This window comes from Psychrobacter sp. Sarcosine-3u-12 (genome assembly GCF_002836005.1).
Classification (GTDB): Bacteria; Pseudomonadota; Gammaproteobacteria; order Pseudomonadales; family Moraxellaceae; genus Psychrobacter; species Psychrobacter okhotskensis.
In genome coordinates, this window is record NZ_PJBY01000100.1 from 110,193 (window position 1) to 128,568 (window position 18,376).

Consider the following 18,376-nt stretch of genomic DNA (forward strand, 5'->3'; position numbering starts at 1 on the left):
TTTTACATTTACTCTGTCTTTATATACGAATATAAGTTTTATCAACTATTTAGCTATTGGTTTTTTATTAAAAATGCTAAGTGACAAACCGTTACGGCATAAATTTTGGTAATTGCTGAAATATTCGTATAATAGCTTTCTGACTCTTAACGTTGATCCTATTCTTTATGCCTATCACTGCTTTGACTGACGCCTTTGACCCGATTAACCAGCAGTTATTCCCTATCCAGAATGCCCAGCGCCGTTGGCTGGCACCTGTGCATGGGGCAGTCAGTAGTTTGTGGCTGGCAAGTCTGGTGCAAACGCCGCTATGGAATGTTGCCGACCGTTTGAAAGTCGTGGTAACTCGTGACCAAAACCAGCTTAACCAGATAGAGACAGAGTTGGCATTCTGCGGCGTCGATGCTTATGTATTCCCTGATTGGGAGACATTGACCTATGATGAGCTGTCACCGCATCAAGATATCGTCAGCGAACGTATCAATCTATTAACCGATATGCCAGCGTCAGGCGTGCTGCTCATCTCGGTACAGGCGTTGATGCATCGGGTCGCACCGCCAAGCTGGCTGATAGGGCAGCATTTTGATTTGAGTGTCGGTGATCGATTCGATATCAATACCCAACGTGGCTTATTGGCAAAGGCCGGTTACCGTGCCGTTGAAAACGTCTTTGAGCCGGGCGAATTTGCCGTACGCGGTAGTATTATTGATATCTTTGCCATGGGTCAGCCGTTTCCGCTACGTCTAGATTTATTCGATGATGAAATTGAAACCATTCGCTTCTTTAATCCGCAGACTCAGCGCACACTGACCGTCGATGACCTCAAAACCATGATGAGCGGCAACGATAGCAGCATGGGCAAAGAGTCGCTGTCGCTACTGCATAAACTGCCAGATATCTCAAAGCCCATTAAGCAGTTTCAAATCTTACCCGCCAAAGAGTTTCCGCTTGATGAGGGGCGCGAGACCTTTCGCACTAACTTTGTTGCGATGTTCCCTAATACCAGCAGCCGTAAGTTTGAGCTGCATAAAGACGTCATGGCAGGTATCGCCAGTAGCGGACTTGAATACTATCAGCCACTATTTTTTGACTTAAAGGATTGGGAAGCTGAGAGTAGCTTATTTGCTTACCTACCAAGTGATGCGCTATTTATAACAGATGAGCTGATCAACGAAAAACAGGCAGATTATTGGTCACAGATTCAGCGCCGCTATGAAGAGCGCCGTCATGATATCGATAAGCCCATCGTCGCGCCTGAATGGTTGTATTTATTATCAAATACGCTTAACGAGCACCTCAATCATTATCCACGCGTGATACTCAGTGCCCGTAATGAATTGGCTACCATGACCGATGTCGCTGCGATTGATAGCGATGCTTCGCTATTAGAAGATGCGTCATTGTTAGCAGACAAATCATTGCTGCAAGTTGAAGAGCAGTCAGATTCACAGCCACAACTGCCGCTTGTGGCAAATAAGCAGCAAGGCTTGGTGACGTTAAGCGCACAAGAGCCGCCGCAATTATCAGTCAATCATCAAAAAGCTGAGCCTCTTACCGAACTGTTAGAATTTTTAGCGCTACAAGCGCAAACAGCAACACCTGTATTGATTGTCGCTGAAACAGCGGGTCGCCGTGAGATTCTTATTGAGCTATTCAAAGGTAAAATTGATATCAAAGCTTATGACAGCTTTGAGGCGTTTTTAGCCGCCGATAAAACTACTGGTCTTAATGCTAAAAAGCTGCCGCAAGTTGGGCTCACGGTTGCACCCATTGAGCGCGGGGTTTATGTTCCTGAACGTTTAGTGCTGATTAGTGAGACACAGTTATTTGGTCGGCAAGTACTACAAACGCGCCGCCGTCGTCAAAGCGGTGTGTCAGAAGAGTTTTTGGTTAAAAGTGTTACCGAGATAACCGAAGGTAGCCCAGTGGTGCATATCGAGCATGGTATCGGGCGTTACAATGGACTGATTACGCTAGATGTCGGCGATGGCGAACAAGAATTTATTCATTTGAAATATGCCGATGATGCCAGTATCTATGTACCGGTTGCCAATTTACAAATGATTAACCGTTATAGTGGCGGTGATCCTGCACTTGCGCCATTGCATAAAATTGGCAGCGGCAAGTGGGATAAAGCCAAGCAAAAAGCGCTCGAGCAAATCCATGACGTGGCGGCTGAACTGCTTAATATGCAAGCACGGCGCGAAGCCAAAGTTGGTATTCATTTTAAAATAGATCCATCACAGTACGAGCTGTTTGCCAGTCAATTTGCTTTTGAAGAAACGCCCGATCAAGCCAATGCTATCCATGCGGTGATGGAAGACATGAGGCAAAACCAACCAATGGATCGCCTTATCTGCGGTGACGTAGGTTTTGGTAAGACTGAGGTGGCCATGCGCGCGGCGTTTATCGCGGTCAGCGCCGGTTATCAAGTGGCAGTATTGGTGCCGACAACTTTGCTAGCCGGTCAGCATGAAGACAATTTCCGCGACCGTTTTGCTGATTGGCCAGTGCGTATCGAAACGCTATCGCGCTTCGGTGGCAAAAAGCATCAAGAAACAGTGCTAACAGACCTTGCAGCTGGCAAGGTTGATATCGTTATCGGCACGCATAAACTATTACAACCCGATGTGAAATTCTCTAATTTAGGCTTGATGATTGTTGATGAAGAGCATCGCTTTGGCGTGCGTCATAAAGAGCGTATCAAGGCGATTCAGACTGATGTGGATAGTATGTCGATGACTGCGACTCCCATCCCTAGAACGCTTAATATGGCGCTCTCAGGTATGCGTGATATGTCGATTATTGCGACGCCACCGGCACGTCGTTTGGCTATCAAAACCTTTGTCATGCAAAAAACTGATGCTCTAATGAAAGAGGCTATCTTGCGTGAGCTACTGCGTGGCGGGCAAGTTTATTTATTGCATAATGACGTGGCGAGTATTGAGCGTATGGCAGAAACCATACGTGAGCTGGTTCCTGAGGCGCGAGTAGGGGTCGCTCATGGACAAATGCAAGAGCGTCAACTTGAACAAGTCATGCAGCAGTTTTATCATAAAAAATTCAATGTGCTGATATGCTCCACCATTATCGAAACCGGCATTGATGTACCCAATGCCAATACGATTATCATCGAGCGCGCCGACAAGTTTGGTTTAGCGCAACTGCATCAGCTACGTGGTCGCGTTGGTCGTAGTCATCACCAAGCCTATTGTTATCTGCTAGTGCCTTCTATCAAAGGTCTTAAAGGTGATGCCAAGCGACGCTTACATGCGATTGAACGCGCCAATACCTTAGGTGCAGGCTTTATGCTGGCAAGCGAAGATTTAGAGATTCGCGGCGCGGGTGAGATACTTGGTAAACAGCAAAGCGGTAATATGCAGGCGATTGGTTTTAGCTTATATATGGACATGCTAGAGCGAGCGACGAAGGCGATTAAAGCAGGTAAAGAGCCTGATTTAAGCACACCATTGTCGCTGACCAGTGAGATTAACTTGCATAGCTCGGCGTTGATACCAGAAGAATATCTACACGATGTTCATCAACGTTTATTATTTTATAAGCGCATCAGTAATGCTGATGATAAAGAAGCTCTGACTGATATTCGTACTGAAATGATTGACCGTTTTGGTATCTTACCCGATCAAACCAAGCAGCTATTTGCCATCCACGGACTGCGTATACAAGCTGAGCCGCTGAAGATTAATAAGATTGATTCTAATAGCAGCAGCATGACATTAGAGTTTGCGCCCGATACGCCAGTCGATGCCTTAGCAATTATTAAGTTAATTCAGAGCAATGGTCAGCGCTACCGTATGAATGGTGCCTCTGGTATTCGTTATCAGGATGCCGATAAACTGGCAACTCCGCAGCAGCGCGTCAGCGCGATTCAAGAGCTATTACGCTATTTTAATGAGCATATGGTGGCAGAAACTGTTTAGCTTTATTGATTTATTCGTTTAACCTAAGTAGATTCGCTAAATGAATTAGCTCAGGTAAATATCAAACCTTAAGTCAATCAGTCATGGCGCTATTTTATCGATTGGATAACTGATAAAATAGCGACATCCTATATTTAGCTTATTATCCTTATAGCTTATTAATTTTTGAATTAATTCTAATTCCTTTTATTCAAGCGTCATAACAAGAGAACCGTCATTATGTTCCAACTTCATCATAAACTTGCTGCTGATAGTTTTTTAGTGGGTGATTTCCCATTATCGACCTGTCGTTTAATCAATGATTGTCAGTTTCCTTGGTTGATATTGGTACCACGCGTATCCGGTATCAAAGAGTTATATGAGCTATCTGAGGCTGACCAAGTACAGTTTTTGCGTGAATCTAGCTGGTTATCAAGCCAATTGGCCAAGACCTTCCAAGCTGATAAAATGAACGTGGCAGCACTCGGCAATCAAGTACCGCAGCTACATTTCCATCATATCGTTCGCTATCAAAACGACATGCAGTGGCCAAATCCAGTATGGGGTGTACCTGCTATACCGTATACCAACGAAGTATTGGCGCAGATGCAGCAGACATTAATGATGGCATTACGTGGTCATCATCAAATGCCGTTTGATTGGCAAATGTAATCAGGCATTAAATGATGAGTTGTCAGTTTTGCCTCAATGTTTTTATTAAAGTAGTTTTTATTTAAAAAAAGTCATAGTAAAGTTAGATTTAATGATAATTTCAGCTGAGTTCCACCATGGTCGGACGACGGATGCGCGCGGCAGTACTTGCGCAGCTAAAAGACTCAGGAGTTGATACCGTTATTATTAATGGCTTGGCCAATAACTATAGCGGCTATTTAAGTACGCGAGAAGAGTTTGCCACCCAGCATTATGAAGGGGCGTCTACTGAGTATGGCCCTTATCAAGCTGCTGCTTATATCCAAGAATATACGCAACTGGCCGAGGCGCTACGGGATGGCATAGAGGTTTATGACAGCGCCACGCCGCCTGATCGCTCAGCTAAGTCGTTTAATGAGCGTCCGGGGGTGGTGTTTGATGACAAGCCTTTAAGACAAAGTTGGGGACAAACCCTCACTCAGCCCAAAGCCAGTTATCAAAAAGGTCAGGTTGCCACTGCGGTATTCCGCGGCGCTCATCCTAAAAACAATCTACGTACCGAAGACAGTTTCTTAAAAGTACAGCGTTTTGAGAATGGTCAGTGGGTCGATTATTTGAGTGATAGCGACTTTGATACCACTTATACTTGGCAGCGTGAAGGCGCGGCTTACAGTAAGGCTATCGTTGATTGGCGAATCAGTAACGATACCCCAGCGGGTACTTATCGATTGACCCATCAAGGCGACTGGAAAAATGGTTGGACACGTAAAATTAAGCCTTATTCAGGCATTTCTAATGCTTTTACTGTTCAATAATAGCCTTACCGTCCAATAATCATGCTTATTATGATATTGATTTAGAGTCTGTTGAACATTCAAATGTGGCACTGGCAGTAGCTATTTTTTAGACAATGTGCAGTGAAATTTTTGATGCCTAGTCATTCTAGGTTAGACAATTTCGCCATGTATTGGCAAAAAATAGCTCTGCTCTGAAAGGCTGATGCTAAAACCATCCCAAACGTTGTTGTAAACCTAGCTAAGGTCTCGACATTATCATCGGTTTACGCCTGATTTGATAAAAGGTTTGGGACGATTTTAGCGATCAGCAGTCCTAATATTTGAATGTTCAACAGACCCTAGTATTTTCCATCTTTTGAATGCTAAAAAGCCAGATATTTAATATCTGGCTTTTTGATAATTGTTTTAAGTGATAACTTCCGTAAATTATTTTTATTTTGAGAGTCTTAAAAGTATTTGAAAGAAAAAGGAACGACCAAGGGTATTCTTTTGGTTACCAATGACATAGGTTGTATAAGCTTATTGTCGTATAATAAGCAATCACTATTATTATCCTCTTTTTTGTCATTGTCATCATGGCTACTATAGACATGCGCTGATGTATTTGTCATTGACTCTCATTAGTTTGTCTTGCTTAAGCGAACATTCCTTATGACCCTTTTAGATAAGTTAAGACCGAAAATCCTGTTGCAGGACGATGGGATTTATCGATTTGACTATCCAGAAGTCTTCGTTTTAATCCTAACTGTTGTACTGATGGCTGTGCATTTTGAGTTTAGCCCAATGTCAATGGCTTTGCTCGTTATCATCTCTCTGCCAAGCCTCATGATTCTTATTTACAACTATCGTCGCCAAACCAGCTTTTGGACGTCTAATATTGTCATTATTTTGTTGTCTGCAGTGATAGGTTCTCTACAGTTCTGCACCGTGATGTCCATTAGCTTAGCGGCGTTGATAGCTATTCGTATTATCATAAGTAGTCCTGAAAATCACTTAAAGCTGATAGCGGTATCGGTAGTAACCATCATTATTTTTTATTATGTCAGCGTTACTTTACACGGTACTGGGATGGACTGTTATGAAGGTTGGCTACCGGCCATCGTGCTGATTACGAGTATGACCGTCATTATTTTTCATTTTCGCTACATTTATCATCAATACATTGGCTACGAAGCCAGCGCGTTACAAGCAGGTGGGCGTCTAAATACTATGGTGTCTGTCATTAGTAAACTGACACGCTTTGTTCCTCTACAAATTTGGGAGCCCATTGTAAAAGCAGATAGCCCTATTAGTGTCTCGAATAAACGGGCCAAGCTCACCATTATGTTCTCAGATATCGTTGGCTTTACTGAATTGTCTGATAGTCTAAGTGCTGATAATTTGGCCGATATTCTGAATACCTATATGCACTGTATGACCTTGATTGCGCATAAACACGGCGCAGTACTTGATAAGTTCATTGGTGATGGTATGGTGTGTTTTTTTGGCGAACCGGACAGTCGTGGCGCTCGGCAAGATGCCTTGGACTGTGTTGCCATGGCTATAGATATGCGCCGTGAAATGCGCACGTTACGACAAAAATGGCGACTCATGGGTTTTGATGGTTTATACATACGTATTGGTATTACCACCGGTTACTGCCATGTCGGTAATTTTGGTAGTAACAATCGCCTGAGTTATACGCTGATTGGCAAAGAAGCCAATCTAGCATCAAGGCTTGAAGCCAGTGCTGGCAAGGGTGAAATACTCGTTAGCGAAAGTACGCATGATTATATTTGTCACGATTATGAGTGTGATTATTCAGGTGCTTATCAATTAAAAGGCTTCGATGATAAGATTAAAGCATGGCAAGTACTTGATCCTGATGCCAATAAAGGTCGTTTATCAAAGTGGGTCGACCACACACTCCCTGGCTTTAATTTGCACCTCAACTTCAAAGATATGAAAGACAGTGATTATCAAGATGTGAGAAACCGCCTAAATCTTGCACTTGAACGTATTGAGCAAGAAGAGGCGGTGGCGCTTGAGGCTAATATAGTCGATACTAAATAAAATGGATACGTTATTTAATAACGCGAAACTGTTATAAGTTTTTCTGGCTTGCTGTGCCTACGCCGACAGAGGCTGCAAAACTCATATTAAAAACTAAGCATCCCAGTCCCGCTGTATCTTTTTAATATTGGACTGACTATAGCTTGAATAAGAGTAATAATAATCGTCATTAGGGCGTGTCCTCAATTCAACCAATAGCAATCTAAATGGGTTAAAAATGGTTAAATCTTGCCAAACATCGTCAAATAGCTAGGTAATATCTCGATATTATCTGCACTATTTTCCTTGTTTGACTGCAATCTACCTCATTTTTATCACCATTTTTAAAATGAGGACACGCCCTAGAAAAGCTTTAGATACGCTCTTTCTTTAAGTTTTTCCAAAAAAAAGGTCAGTTCATTGTTTTAACAATGAACTGACCTTTTTTACAATACCTAGATATTATAGGGAGCAAGAAGCTAATGCTGCGAGTGCTTAATGATTTTCTTTTGCATGGTTAAGCGTATATTTAGGAATCTCAATAGTTAAGTCATCATCATCAAGCATGACCTGACAAGACAGGCGTGAATCAGGCTCCAAGCCCCAAGCACGATCTAGTAAATCGGCTTCGATATCATCCATCTCATCTAAACTATTAAAGCCTTTGCGCACGACCACATGGCAGGTAGTACAGGCTTTTGACATCTCACAAGCGTGCTCAATCTTGATGCCTTTTTCTAATAGCGCCTTGCATAAATTGCTGCCAGCTTCTAGCTCGACTTCGGTGCCTTCAGGGCAAATTTCATGATGCGGTAGTACGGTAATCTTTGGCATAAATTGTCTGTCCGATGCTAATCAATTAAAAAAATAAAAATATAAGAGGTCAGCTTAGTAAAGTTACTAAGCTGTATTGGTTCGATGTTTTTGCTACCAGTCTTGGGCACTCGTACCTGCCATGCTGGCTTTGACGCTTTGATTCATAATTCGAGCAGCAAAGGCATCGCTATGAGGCTTGAGTTTTGCTTGCTGTGCCTCGATAAGCGCCAAATCATCAGTACTGAGCGTGGTTTGTAATGCTTGTATTTGCTCAGCCAATAATTGCTGTTCATCAGATGTCAGTAAGGCAGCAAATTCGTTAAGTGCTGATTGCAGTGCTAAAACTTCACGTTCCGCTTCTACTTTGGTCTCAATTAAAGAGCGTGCATTTTTATCTTCTTCAGCATATTTAAAGCCTGCGATTAATAATTGCTCTTTTTGCTCATCAGACAGGCCGTAAGAGGGCACAATCTCAATTTTACTTTCTGTCTTAGTCGTGGTTTCTTGCGCACTGACGGTCAGCTGACCATTGGCATCAATACTAAAGGTCACTTCAATACGGGCAAAGCCAGCTTTCATTGGCGGGATACCGTATAGCTCGAAGCGGCCCAGTGAGCGGCAGTTATCTACTGTCTCACGCTCGCCTTGTACCACATGAATCACCATACCTGTTTGACCATCTTGATAGGTAGTGAATACTTGGCGTTTTTTGACAGGAATAGGTGTATTGCGTGGAATCAGTACCTCAACCAGACCACCCATGGTCTCAAGACCGAGCGATAGCGGCGTTACATCTAATAGCAATAGATTGTTATCACTATCACCGTTGACCAATTGATGCGCCGTTTGGGCAGCGCCTAAAGCCACAACTTCATCTGGATTTAGACGGCAAAGCGGCTCTTTAGCAAAAAACTCAGTCACTACCTGCTGTACAGCTGGCATACGGGTAGAGCCACCGACTAAGATAACTTCATCTAAGTCTGAGGTAGATAGCTTGGCATCACGCAGTACTTGTTCACAGACACTTATCGTGCGGCGGCTAACGGGCTCTGCAATAGTTAGCAAGTCTTCACGGCGTAGCACACCTTGATAAGACTGCTCATTGACAGTGATATCGATATCGACCTGTTCAGCATCAGTTAGTGCTTGCTTATAAGCTTTGGCTTGTTGCGCAAGTATTGACTTGTCATGCAAGCTTACGTCTTTGGGGTCGATATTTAATTGCTTAATCAGCCAATTGGTCAGTAAGCGGTCAATATCATCACCGCCAAGCGCACTATTGCCGCCTGTGGCCAATACTTCAAAAACGCCGTCATTTAGTTTTAAGATAGAAACGTCAAAAGTACCACCACCCAAATCATAAATTAAGTAATAACTTTCTTTATCACCTTCTTGATTAGGCTGATCGAGACCATAGGCAACGGCTGCGGCGGTCGGCTCATTTAATAGACGCAGTACATTGATACCAGCCGCTTGCGCCGCATCTTTGGTCGCTTGACGCTGCGCTTCATCAAAATAAGCAGGTACGGTAATGACAGCACCTGCAATACTATCTTCAGGTAATGCGCTTGCTGCACGTTGCTCAAGAGCGGCTAATATACGAGCTGACACCTCAACAGGAGATACTTCACCCTGAGCGGTGACAAAAGCTGGCATGTCATCTTTATTGCCACTTAATTCGTAAGGATGAGAGAATTTTATATCCGCTTGGCTGCGACCCATAAAGCGCTTAGCCGAGACGATCGTATTTTTTGGATCATCCGCTAAGTGGGCTAGGGCATCATACCCAACCAATGGCTTGCCAGTACTTGGATAATAGACCACAGAAGGTAGTAAAGTGTCGTTAGCTGCGCCTGCTTCTAATACTTGCGCCTTGCCTGAGCGCACCACAGCGACCAATGAGCGCGTGGTACCAAGGTCTATCCCTAGGCCAAAACGATGCTGATGGGGTTGGGCACTTTGATTGGGTTCGGCAATTTGCAATAAAGACATAAGATAACTCAAAGATAAAATGAATAAGTGAAATGGGGCAAATACAACATAGGCGCTATGACAGTTAACGGCTGCGATTCTTCTCTAACATAGAAGAGAGTAGCGTTTAATAGCGCTTAAAATATGGGATTATACGGTATCGTTGAGACTATTTTAACCACCGCTTTAGAATATTGCTTTAAATAAGAGCGATAAATTAGAAAAGCTTGCACATACTATCAATGATACAAGCTTTTGAGTATTCATTGTCTAAACGTATAAATCATCATCATCTGAATGCTCAGACGTTGCGACCTCATCAAGACCCGTTGTCACATCAGCATTTAACTTGACCAAGAATTTTAATTTTTGCGTCGCATCAATCGCGGTTTGCCAGTCTTTGCTTTGGTAAGCATTATTAAAACGCTGAGACTGTTTGGTCAAACGTTCTGTAATCTGCGGATGTAGCTGTTGTAACGTTGAGAGATTTTTATCTTCAATCGCCTCATCCAATTCGATACGCATCTGCATCGCATCTTCTAAAAAGTCTAAATCAGCGATTGAGTGTTCTAGGTTTTGTGCTTGTCTTGCCATATCTAACAGATAGCTTGCACGGCTATCAGGCGCACTCAGCGCTTGATAGGCTTGGTTAATCAATGCTGATGCTTGCTCAGACTGCTGTTGCGCTTGGGCGGCGTCTGTCAAGTTCTTGGCGACATTATCAGGATGATAGCGTTTTTGTAGCAGACGTAGATGCTGATCGAGACTCTCTTGATTGACGTCAAACTGTACCGGCTGCTCAAATAGGGCAAAGAAGTTATCAAACTGGGCTTCTTGAGTAATGTCTGTCATATCATACGCCTTGCTTTTTTTATTTATTTTTAAGGTTTTATCTAGCCAGTGGCTACTTTACTATTTGGTTGGCTGCACTGCTTACTGATTTAAGATTGGCTATTGCCGCACTTATTTACCATCGCCCGAATTTCAGGTCAAAAACCCTAAACTCAGAAAAATCAAATTATTTTATCATTAAACCGTAAAGGATTCGCCGCAACCACATTCGCCTTTCTGATTGGGGTTAGTGAACTTAAAGCCTTCGTTTAATCCTTCTTTTTCGTAGTCCATCAACAAGCCATCTAAATATACCAAGCTCTTAGGATCAATGAAAATACTGACGTCACGGCTTTCATAGCGCGTGTCATTTTCGTCAGGGGTATCTACGAACTCTAAAACGTAAGCTAAACCTGAGCAACCCGCTGTGCGGATACCCACTCGAATACCTTCGCCTTTACCGCGATTGTCCAAAAAGTCTCGAACATGCTGAGCGGCGCGTTCTGTCATTTCAATCATGCCAACTCCCATTGACTATCAATAATAGAGATAATAATTTAAGAAAACTGTAGATGATCTGACAACCAAAACAACGGGCTTGCCAAAATAACATCTGGATAACGATGAGTTAATAACTAAATTAATAATTAATAACTGCTAGAAAATAAAAGGTGACAATTACATAAGCGTCATTGTCACCTCTATAGCGTTAGTAGCGATGCTAAACACAACTACTAAAGTATTGCTATTATAATACTCAAAATACAATGCTTACGCTAATAGGCTTAGCTAGTCGCTTCTTCTGCCATAACAGCAGCTGCTGCGCCATGCTTACCTTTATAGTCGCTAATAGCGGCTTTAATGGCGTCTTCTGCAAGAACAGAGCAATGCACTTTTACGGGTGGTAATGCTAATTCTTCAGCAATGTGACTGTTCTTAATCTCACCAGCTTGATCCAAGCTTTTGCCTTTTAGCCACTCGGTAACGAGCGAGCTTGAGGCAATTGCTGAACCGCAGCCGTAAGTTTTGAAGCGTGCATCTTCGATGATACCGTTATCATCGACTTGGATTTGTAGACGCATCACATCGCCACAAGCTGGGGCACCAACCATACCAGTACCAACGTTTTTGGCATTTTTATCAAGATTGCCGACGTTGCGTGGGTTTTCGTAATGATCAATAACTTGGTCACTATAGGCCATGGGGTTTTCTCCTAGTTAGATGATGAGCAGTGGCTTCTGAAAGTTGAAACACTACCCACTCATCGATAATTGGGGTCAAACATTTAGGTAATAAAAACGGTATTTATAAAATAAAATTCATAAAAACTATATTTATAATTGTCTGATTCATCATTTAATAGCTGTATCTAATAAGTACTTCATTGTTTCAGGTTTTAGTGTTCAGCCCACTCGACTGAATCTAAATCAACACCTTCTTGATACATATCCCAAAGTGGTGATAGGGCACGTAATTTATCAACCGCTTCGTGCATCTGCTTGATAATCGTATCGATGTTTTCTTCAGTAGTATAACGACCGAAACTAAAGCGAATTGAGCTGTGTGCCAATTCGTCTGGACGACCAATAGCGCGCAGTACATATGATGGCTCAAGGGTCGCTGATGTACAGGCTGATCCTGACGATACGGCTAAGTCTTTTAGCGACATCATCAACGACTCACCTTCAACGAAGTTAAAGCTGATGTTTACAATGTTAGGAACGCTGTGCTCTAAATCACCGTTTAGGTAGATCTCTTCGATATCTTGTAGACCATCCCACAGTTTTTGGCGCAGTTTTGCAGCATGGGCATGGTCTTCTTCGTAACGCTCATTGGCAAGGGCAAATGCCGCGCCAAGACCAACGATTTGATGCGTTGGCAACGTTCCTGAACGCATACCGCGCTCATGACCACCGCCATGTTGTTCTGCTTTTAGACGAATACGTGGCTTACGACTGACAAATAGCGCACCGATGCCTTTAGGACCATAAGCTTTGTGGCCTGAAAAGCTCATCAAATCGATTTTCATCTCTTCAAGATTAATGAGTATTTTACCGACTGACTGAGCACCATCCACATGGAAGACCACACCAGCTTCGCGAGTAATTTCGCCAATAGCAGCGACATCAGTAATCGTTCCAAGCTCGTTATTTACCATCATAAGTGATACTAAAATCGTATCGTCACGTAGCGCTTCTTTCACTTGCTCAGGTAAGATAAGACCGGTGCTTGGCTGTGGCTCAAGATATGTAATTTCAAAGCCTTCTTGCTCAAGCTCGCGGCAAGTATCTAATACAGCTTTATGTTCGATTTTACTGGTGATGATGTGCTTACCGCGAGACTGATAGAAATGTGCCGCCCCTTTGATCGCTAAGTTGTCAGACTCAGTCGCACCAGAGGTAAAGACGATTTCGCGTGGATCGGCGTTGATGACTTCTGCCACTTGTTGACGCGCCACTTCGACCGCTTCTTCTGCCTGCCAGCCGTAGCCATGCGAGCGCGAGGCGGGATTACCAAAGATGCCATCTACTGTCAGATATTCGCTCATCTTAGCTGCAACTGACTTAGCAACTGGGGTGGTGGCGGCATAATCTAAGTATATAAGGTTGTTATGTTGGCTCATGCTGGGTTTGCCTCGCTGGTCGATAGGGTAATAGTATTGATGTCTTTTATGGAAATATCTTTGGTAACGGTCTGCTGACGGTCTGAGACTGACTGCACGTTTTCCATGTCTAATAATTGCGCTAAAGTTATATTTTTCAAGTACTGTTCGATATGATTGGACAGTGCACACCATAAGTCATGGGTTAAACACATTGTACCACCTTGGCAGTCACCGCGTCCTTCGCACTGCATCGCGTTCACAGACTCATCGACAGCAGAAATAATGCTCATCACATCGATTTCGTGCAATGGCTTGGCTAAATGATAGCCACCTGCCGCACCGCGGATACTCGTGACTAAGCCACGTTTACGAAGTTTAGAAAATAACTGTTCGAGATAAGAGATAGATATGGATTGCCGCTTGGCAATATCGGATAACGATACCGCTGTCTCTTGTTGGCTGGTCTGTAACGCCAGATCTAGTAACGCAGTAACGGCATATCTGCCTCGAGTAGTCAAACGCATGTGTTATCTCCCAACTTCTCAGTTATAAGTATATTTAACAACGATCTTAGTCAAGTAGTTTTGGTAAAAGCGAACTTTTGCCTCTGTTAATTGTCTATCAACTAAGTGTGTCTTATCGCTATTAAACAACAGATGATGAACCCGATGTGTGCAACGATAGGGTAATTATACTTAATCCCGAGTAATTTAGTCAAGATTAAAGTGTGGTTGAATGGTTAATCCAATTGATTACTACGATTGATAAAAACAATGGTGGCTAAGGTAGGGTAAAAGCTGGCTTGTATAATAAAAGTTTTGTACCGATTTAAGCTTTTATATTTGTTTCAAGTTCACGGTTAGCAAATTAAAGCGATAAAAAAAGCGTTTGGTAGCTTATTGCAGCTATCAAACGCTTAATGGTCATTAAAGCAATCACCTAACAGGTGCATTATTATTTATCAATAAATATCACCATCATTAACGAAAACTAGTTCATCAATAGTGCTATGACTGAGCCAATCATAATGACAAGCGCCATAATAGTCACAATTATCAATGTCTTTTGTTTACTCTGCAATTCCTTTACGGTGGTTTCAAGCTCACGATTCTTGGTCGTTAATGTACTGATTTGCGTCTGCTGCTCTTTGATACGGAGCTTATAGCCATCTTTCTTTTCGGCCATTTCCGCGTCAGTCGGCTTAGATTTGCCTTTGCCGCCTTTGATTTTTTTGATCAAACCCTGAATCAAGCTACCAAGACCAAGCTGCATAATAAATTGCTTAACCAATTGTACTTGTACGGACTCACCGCGCATCTGTAGTTTTTCAGTCGTTTCGCTATCGTGGGTCGTGATGGCATTGATGACTTGGATACTATAAGCGTTGATGACCACGTCAGGCTCACTACGATCAATGGGTAACTGCGCATCTAATAACACGCCCTTGGTGCTAAAAGTGGCAAAAATCTCGACATGAGGCAAATACAAACGCAGCGCAACGACAGTGCCTTGCTTGGCAAGTGGATAAGCGGCTTTACGTAGCTCGGGATCTAAACGTAACAGTAGGGTCAGAGCCGACTCGACGAACACGAGAATAATATTAAGAAGAGAGGTGGACAACGTAGTACGCTTCATGTAAATAATCCGTTTTTTATTTGGCAAGTTAGAGGCAAAAAGACAAACAAGAGTCAAAGCCGACTCAAAACATATAGCAAGATTTTGCTTATAGTAACGTCTTTATAATAAAAAGTAACGTTGGTTTCTGTCACTTAGCAAATAATTGTCTTAAAATCATCTCACTAATGCTTAGCGTTATGTCACTAATCCCTAGAACTATATTGCTAACAATATATCGTTAACGAAACTGTTAGGATTTGCGCGTAGTAATATCTGTAGTGCTGTCATCAAAAGCTGAATAACTCGTAAAGGTAATAACTCATAAAGGTATTATTTAATGTATGAGTTAAAAAGCAGTCAGATGTTCAGTTGCATATATTTTGCGTAACATTGGGTGTCAAATACGTAGTACAGTGCACAAAAATATGTAAAATTGCTTGCGCTCCTTATGCTGCCTTGATATAAAGACGTTAACAAAGCGAAACCTGTTTATGCGTGAGTCAGGTGGTTTTTATTGCTTAAGTGCTATGAGAGCGATACAATACCTGGCGTGAGCGTTTATTATCCCCCTTAAACTTGAAGGAAATTTTATGAATAAGTCAGAATTAATTGATAGCATCGCCGATAAAAGTGGTCTAAATAAAACTCAAGCTGGCGATGCATTGAATGCTGTTATGGAAAGCGTTGGCGAAGCTCTAGAAGCTGGCGAAAGCATTTCACTAGTTGGTTTTGGTACTTTTAGCGTAAAAGACCGTAAGGCTCGTACTGGCCGTAACCCTAAGACTGGTGAAGAGCTTAGCATTCCAGCAAGCAAAGTACCAAGCTTCAAAGCTGGTAAAAACTTAAAAGAGCGCTTGAACTAAGCCGATATAGTTAAGTCACTCTATTACAGACAAACCCTACATAATGACGTGTCATACGAATAAAAATAGCGTTTGTTGATAGTAAAATGATAGAGAATCGCTTATTGATTGGCTACAGCCTAAGTAATAAGTGAAACCGCAAAAAAAGCACCTAAATATTAGGTGCTTTTTTTACAGCCATCGTTTGTATCATATAACGTGAATATTTTGAGTCTAGCGTAAAAATCACGTATCATAGGCGCGCGATAGTGGGGTTGTTTAGACAAGCCTTATTTTGCCCTTATAACTTGCCCAGGTTTTTACCCTTGCCATTGCCTGCTTAGATAGCATTAAATGGTCTTTCATCAATATAGGTTAATAAAGCAGAGATAACTATGGATAAATTGCGCGATTTCTTAAAAAGCTGGCCAGGTCGCATTTTATTGATTTTATGCCTATCGCCGCTCGCTCTATTGGGTGTCGAAAGCTACTTTGGTGGCGGTGTCGATCCCAACCAAATTGCGCAAGTAGGTGAGGCAAGTGTTGGATTATCAGAATATCAGACTGCTGTTAATAATCGCCGTACTGAGACCTTAGAGCAAATTGATGATGCCAGTTTATTGAATGAAGATGTGCTGCATGAGCAAGTACTAAAAGGTCTGATTGATCGAACTTTGCTAGAGCAGCAAGCGGGTAAGCTGGGTATGACGGTCTCTGACGACACCATCAATCGTCTACTGCGTCAAGAAGAGATCTTTAAAGATGCGGATGGCAATTTTTCAAACGATCAGTTTTCAAACTTTTTGCGTCAGCGCGGTATGACCAAAGATCAGCTGTTTGCTGAGTTTCGTAACCAGTTAAGCCTCGATCAGCTGAATGCCAGTATCGTTGGTACGGCAGTGTATCCGATGCAAGCGGTTAGTCAGCTAATAGATCTACAGCTAGAGTCGCGTAATATTTGGTTGCATCGCTTTAATTGGCAGGATTACCAAGAACAAGTGAAGCTGAGCAAAAACGATATACAAGCCTACTATGATGCCAATAAAGACACGCTAAAAAGTGCGGCAATGGTCGACTTGGCTTACCTGCAATTGAGTCCGCAGACGGTTCAAGTTACTGATGTCACGACAGAAGATTTAGAGCAGCAGTACGCTGCCTATAAGCAAGGACTGGCTGTAGTCGATGAGCGCAAAATCAGTCAAATATTGATAACGGGTAAGGATGCCAAGGCTCGAGCAGATAAAGTAAAAGCTCGTTTGGATAAAGGTGAGGCTTTTAGCAAGCTTGCTAAGACGGAATCTGACGATCCATCAGGAGAGACGGGTGGTGACATCGGTCGCTTCAATCCTTCTGTATTTGGCAATGACGCAGCAGCAGTTGAAAAAGCCTTGGAAGGCTTGAGCGTTGGCGATGTGAGTGCACCAGTTAAGACCAGCTTTGGTTATCAGATATTTACTGTAACCGAAGACAATGGTAGTAAAGTACCTAGCCTCGAGAGTATGCGTGAAGAGCTAACGGTTAAGGCCAAAGAGTATAAGCGTCAGGAAATGTATGCCGATAAAGTCACGGCAATTAACGATTTGGCAGCAGATGGTTTTAGTATCGAAGATATTGCTCAGCAAGAGGGCGTGACACTAAAGCGTATCAAAGATTATCGTAAAAAAGGCAACCAGTCAGCATTGTCGCAACCAGCAGTGATTAAGCAAGCTTTTGATGAGTTTACGATTCAAGACCAAGCGGTGACGGCAGGTATTGAAGTTGGTAATGGCACGGTATGGGTACAGCCAAGCAATTATCGTCCTACCAAAACGCTTACTCTGGCAGCGGCTACGCCAAGAATCACACAGATATTACGTCAGCAAAAAGCCACAGCATTGGCGTTAAAAGACGCTAAAAAACTGGCGGCTGGTATTAAAACAACGGCCGATATCGGTAAGCAACCGGTCAGATTTCAAGCCTTAGGCGAAGTCAATCGTCAAACCACACGATTGACAGAAAAAGAGCGCGGCTTGGCATTTAGTCAGCAAGCGGCCAATAATGGCGTCGTTGCCATTGCGAGTAAAACAGAGATGGGTGCGACGTTATTGGTTGGTGATCGTATCAAGACCGAACAACAATCACCACTGTCTGATATGCAACGTGCGCAAACGGCATCTATTATCCGTGATAATTTGGGTCAAGATCAGCTACAAGACTATCTAGAGTATCTACGTTTAGTGTATAAGGTTGAAATTAATGAGACTAATATGGCCAATGCGCAAGGACGTTAAGCCACTTATAAGGCATTTGTTAAAC

At 42.8% G+C, this 18,376-nt stretch carries 15 protein-coding genes; 6 read left to right on the forward strand and 9 right to left on the reverse strand.

Going from position 1 to position 18,376, the window contains the following annotated elements; all coding sequences use genetic code 11:
• Positions 1-167 precede the first annotated feature (167 nt).
• The 3 genes from mfd (at position 168) to CXF65_RS08440 (ending at position 5,386) form a co-directional block, all read left to right on the forward strand.
• Complete coding sequence (gene mfd, locus CXF65_RS08430) at positions 168-3,941, forward strand: transcription-repair coupling factor (RefSeq protein WP_101211716.1); 3,774 nt, start codon at positions 168-170, stop codon at positions 3,939-3,941.
• Between the two features lie 219 nt (positions 3,942-4,160).
• Positions 4,161-4,592 carry an HIT domain-containing protein gene (locus CXF65_RS08435; RefSeq protein ID WP_101211717.1) on the forward strand — a complete coding sequence of 144 codons (432 nt, stop codon included), beginning with the start codon at positions 4,161-4,163 and terminating at the stop codon, positions 4,590-4,592.
• A 116-nt stretch (positions 4,593-4,708) separates the two neighbouring features.
• Positions 4,709-5,386: a neutral/alkaline non-lysosomal ceramidase C-terminal domain-containing protein gene (locus CXF65_RS08440; protein WP_101211718.1), complete on the forward strand. Its 678-nt coding sequence runs from the start codon at positions 4,709-4,711 to the stop codon at positions 5,384-5,386.
• 428 nt (positions 5,387-5,814) lie between these two features.
• Here CXF65_RS08440 and CXF65_RS14950 read toward each other — a convergent pair whose 3' ends face one another.
• Positions 5,815-5,979 carry a hypothetical protein gene (locus CXF65_RS14950; RefSeq protein WP_156915669.1) on the reverse strand — a complete coding sequence of 55 codons (165 nt, stop codon included), beginning with the start codon at positions 5,977-5,979 and terminating at the stop codon, positions 5,815-5,817.
• Positions 5,980-6,019: 40 nt separating this feature from the next.
• Between CXF65_RS14950 and CXF65_RS08445 the strand changes: the two genes are divergently transcribed.
• Positions 6,020-7,420 carry an adenylate/guanylate cyclase domain-containing protein gene (locus CXF65_RS08445; protein WP_101211719.1) on the forward strand — a complete coding sequence of 467 codons (1,401 nt, stop codon included), beginning with the start codon at positions 6,020-6,022 and terminating at the stop codon, positions 7,418-7,420.
• A gap of 474 nt (positions 7,421-7,894) precedes the next feature.
• On the opposite strand, the gene fdx is transcribed toward CXF65_RS08445, so the two are convergent.
• The 8 genes from fdx to CXF65_RS08485 all read right to left on the reverse strand — a co-directional run bounded on the left by fdx (position 7,895) and on the right by CXF65_RS08485 (position 15,257).
• Positions 7,895-8,233, reverse strand: coding sequence for an ISC system 2Fe-2S type ferredoxin (gene fdx / locus CXF65_RS08450; protein WP_025653016.1), 339 nt, complete (start codon positions 8,231-8,233; stop codon positions 7,895-7,897).
• Between the two features lie 93 nt (positions 8,234-8,326).
• A complete protein-coding gene (gene hscA, locus CXF65_RS08455; protein WP_101211720.1) occupies positions 8,327-10,207 on the reverse strand; it encodes a Fe-S protein assembly chaperone HscA in 1,881 nt (626 codons plus the stop codon).
• Between the two features lie 249 nt (positions 10,208-10,456).
• On the reverse strand, positions 10,457-11,038 hold the full coding sequence (hscB, locus tag CXF65_RS08460; RefSeq protein ID WP_101211721.1) for a Fe-S protein assembly co-chaperone HscB: 582 nt from the start codon (positions 11,036-11,038) through the stop codon (positions 10,457-10,459).
• A 177-nt stretch (positions 11,039-11,215) separates the two neighbouring features.
• Positions 11,216-11,536 carry an iron-sulfur cluster assembly protein IscA gene (gene iscA, locus CXF65_RS08465; RefSeq protein ID WP_025653020.1) on the reverse strand — a complete coding sequence of 107 codons (321 nt, stop codon included), beginning with the start codon at positions 11,534-11,536 and terminating at the stop codon, positions 11,216-11,218.
• A gap of 266 nt (positions 11,537-11,802) precedes the next feature.
• On the reverse strand, positions 11,803-12,219 hold the full coding sequence (iscU, locus tag CXF65_RS08470) for a Fe-S cluster assembly scaffold IscU (protein WP_025653021.1): 417 nt from the start codon (positions 12,217-12,219) through the stop codon (positions 11,803-11,805).
• Between the two features lie 194 nt (positions 12,220-12,413).
• Positions 12,414-13,640: an IscS subfamily cysteine desulfurase gene (locus CXF65_RS08475; protein ID WP_025653022.1), complete on the reverse strand. Its 1,227-nt coding sequence runs from the start codon at positions 13,638-13,640 to the stop codon at positions 12,414-12,416.
• Complete coding sequence (locus CXF65_RS08480) at positions 13,637-14,146, reverse strand: Rrf2 family transcriptional regulator (protein ID WP_010199379.1); 510 nt, start codon at positions 14,144-14,146, stop codon at positions 13,637-13,639. The genes CXF65_RS08475 and CXF65_RS08480 overlap by 4 nt, the downstream gene beginning before the upstream one ends.
• Before the next feature lie 466 nt (positions 14,147-14,612).
• The gene (locus tag CXF65_RS08485; protein WP_101211722.1) at positions 14,613-15,257 is read right to left on the reverse strand and encodes a hypothetical protein; all 645 of its coding nucleotides are present in this window, start codon (positions 15,255-15,257) and stop codon (positions 14,613-14,615) included.
• A 572-nt stretch (positions 15,258-15,829) separates the two neighbouring features.
• Between CXF65_RS08485 and CXF65_RS08490 the strand changes: the two genes are divergently transcribed.
• Together CXF65_RS08490 and CXF65_RS08495 are read left to right on the forward strand one after the other, a co-directional pair.
• Positions 15,830-16,102 carry an HU family DNA-binding protein gene (locus tag CXF65_RS08490; RefSeq protein WP_025653024.1) on the forward strand — a complete coding sequence of 91 codons (273 nt, stop codon included), beginning with the start codon at positions 15,830-15,832 and terminating at the stop codon, positions 16,100-16,102.
• 374 nt (positions 16,103-16,476) lie between these two features.
• Entirely contained in the window at positions 16,477-18,351 is a 1,875-nt protein-coding gene (locus CXF65_RS08495; protein WP_101211723.1) for a SurA N-terminal domain-containing protein, read from the forward strand.
• The last annotated feature ends 25 nt before the right edge of the window (positions 18,352-18,376 follow it).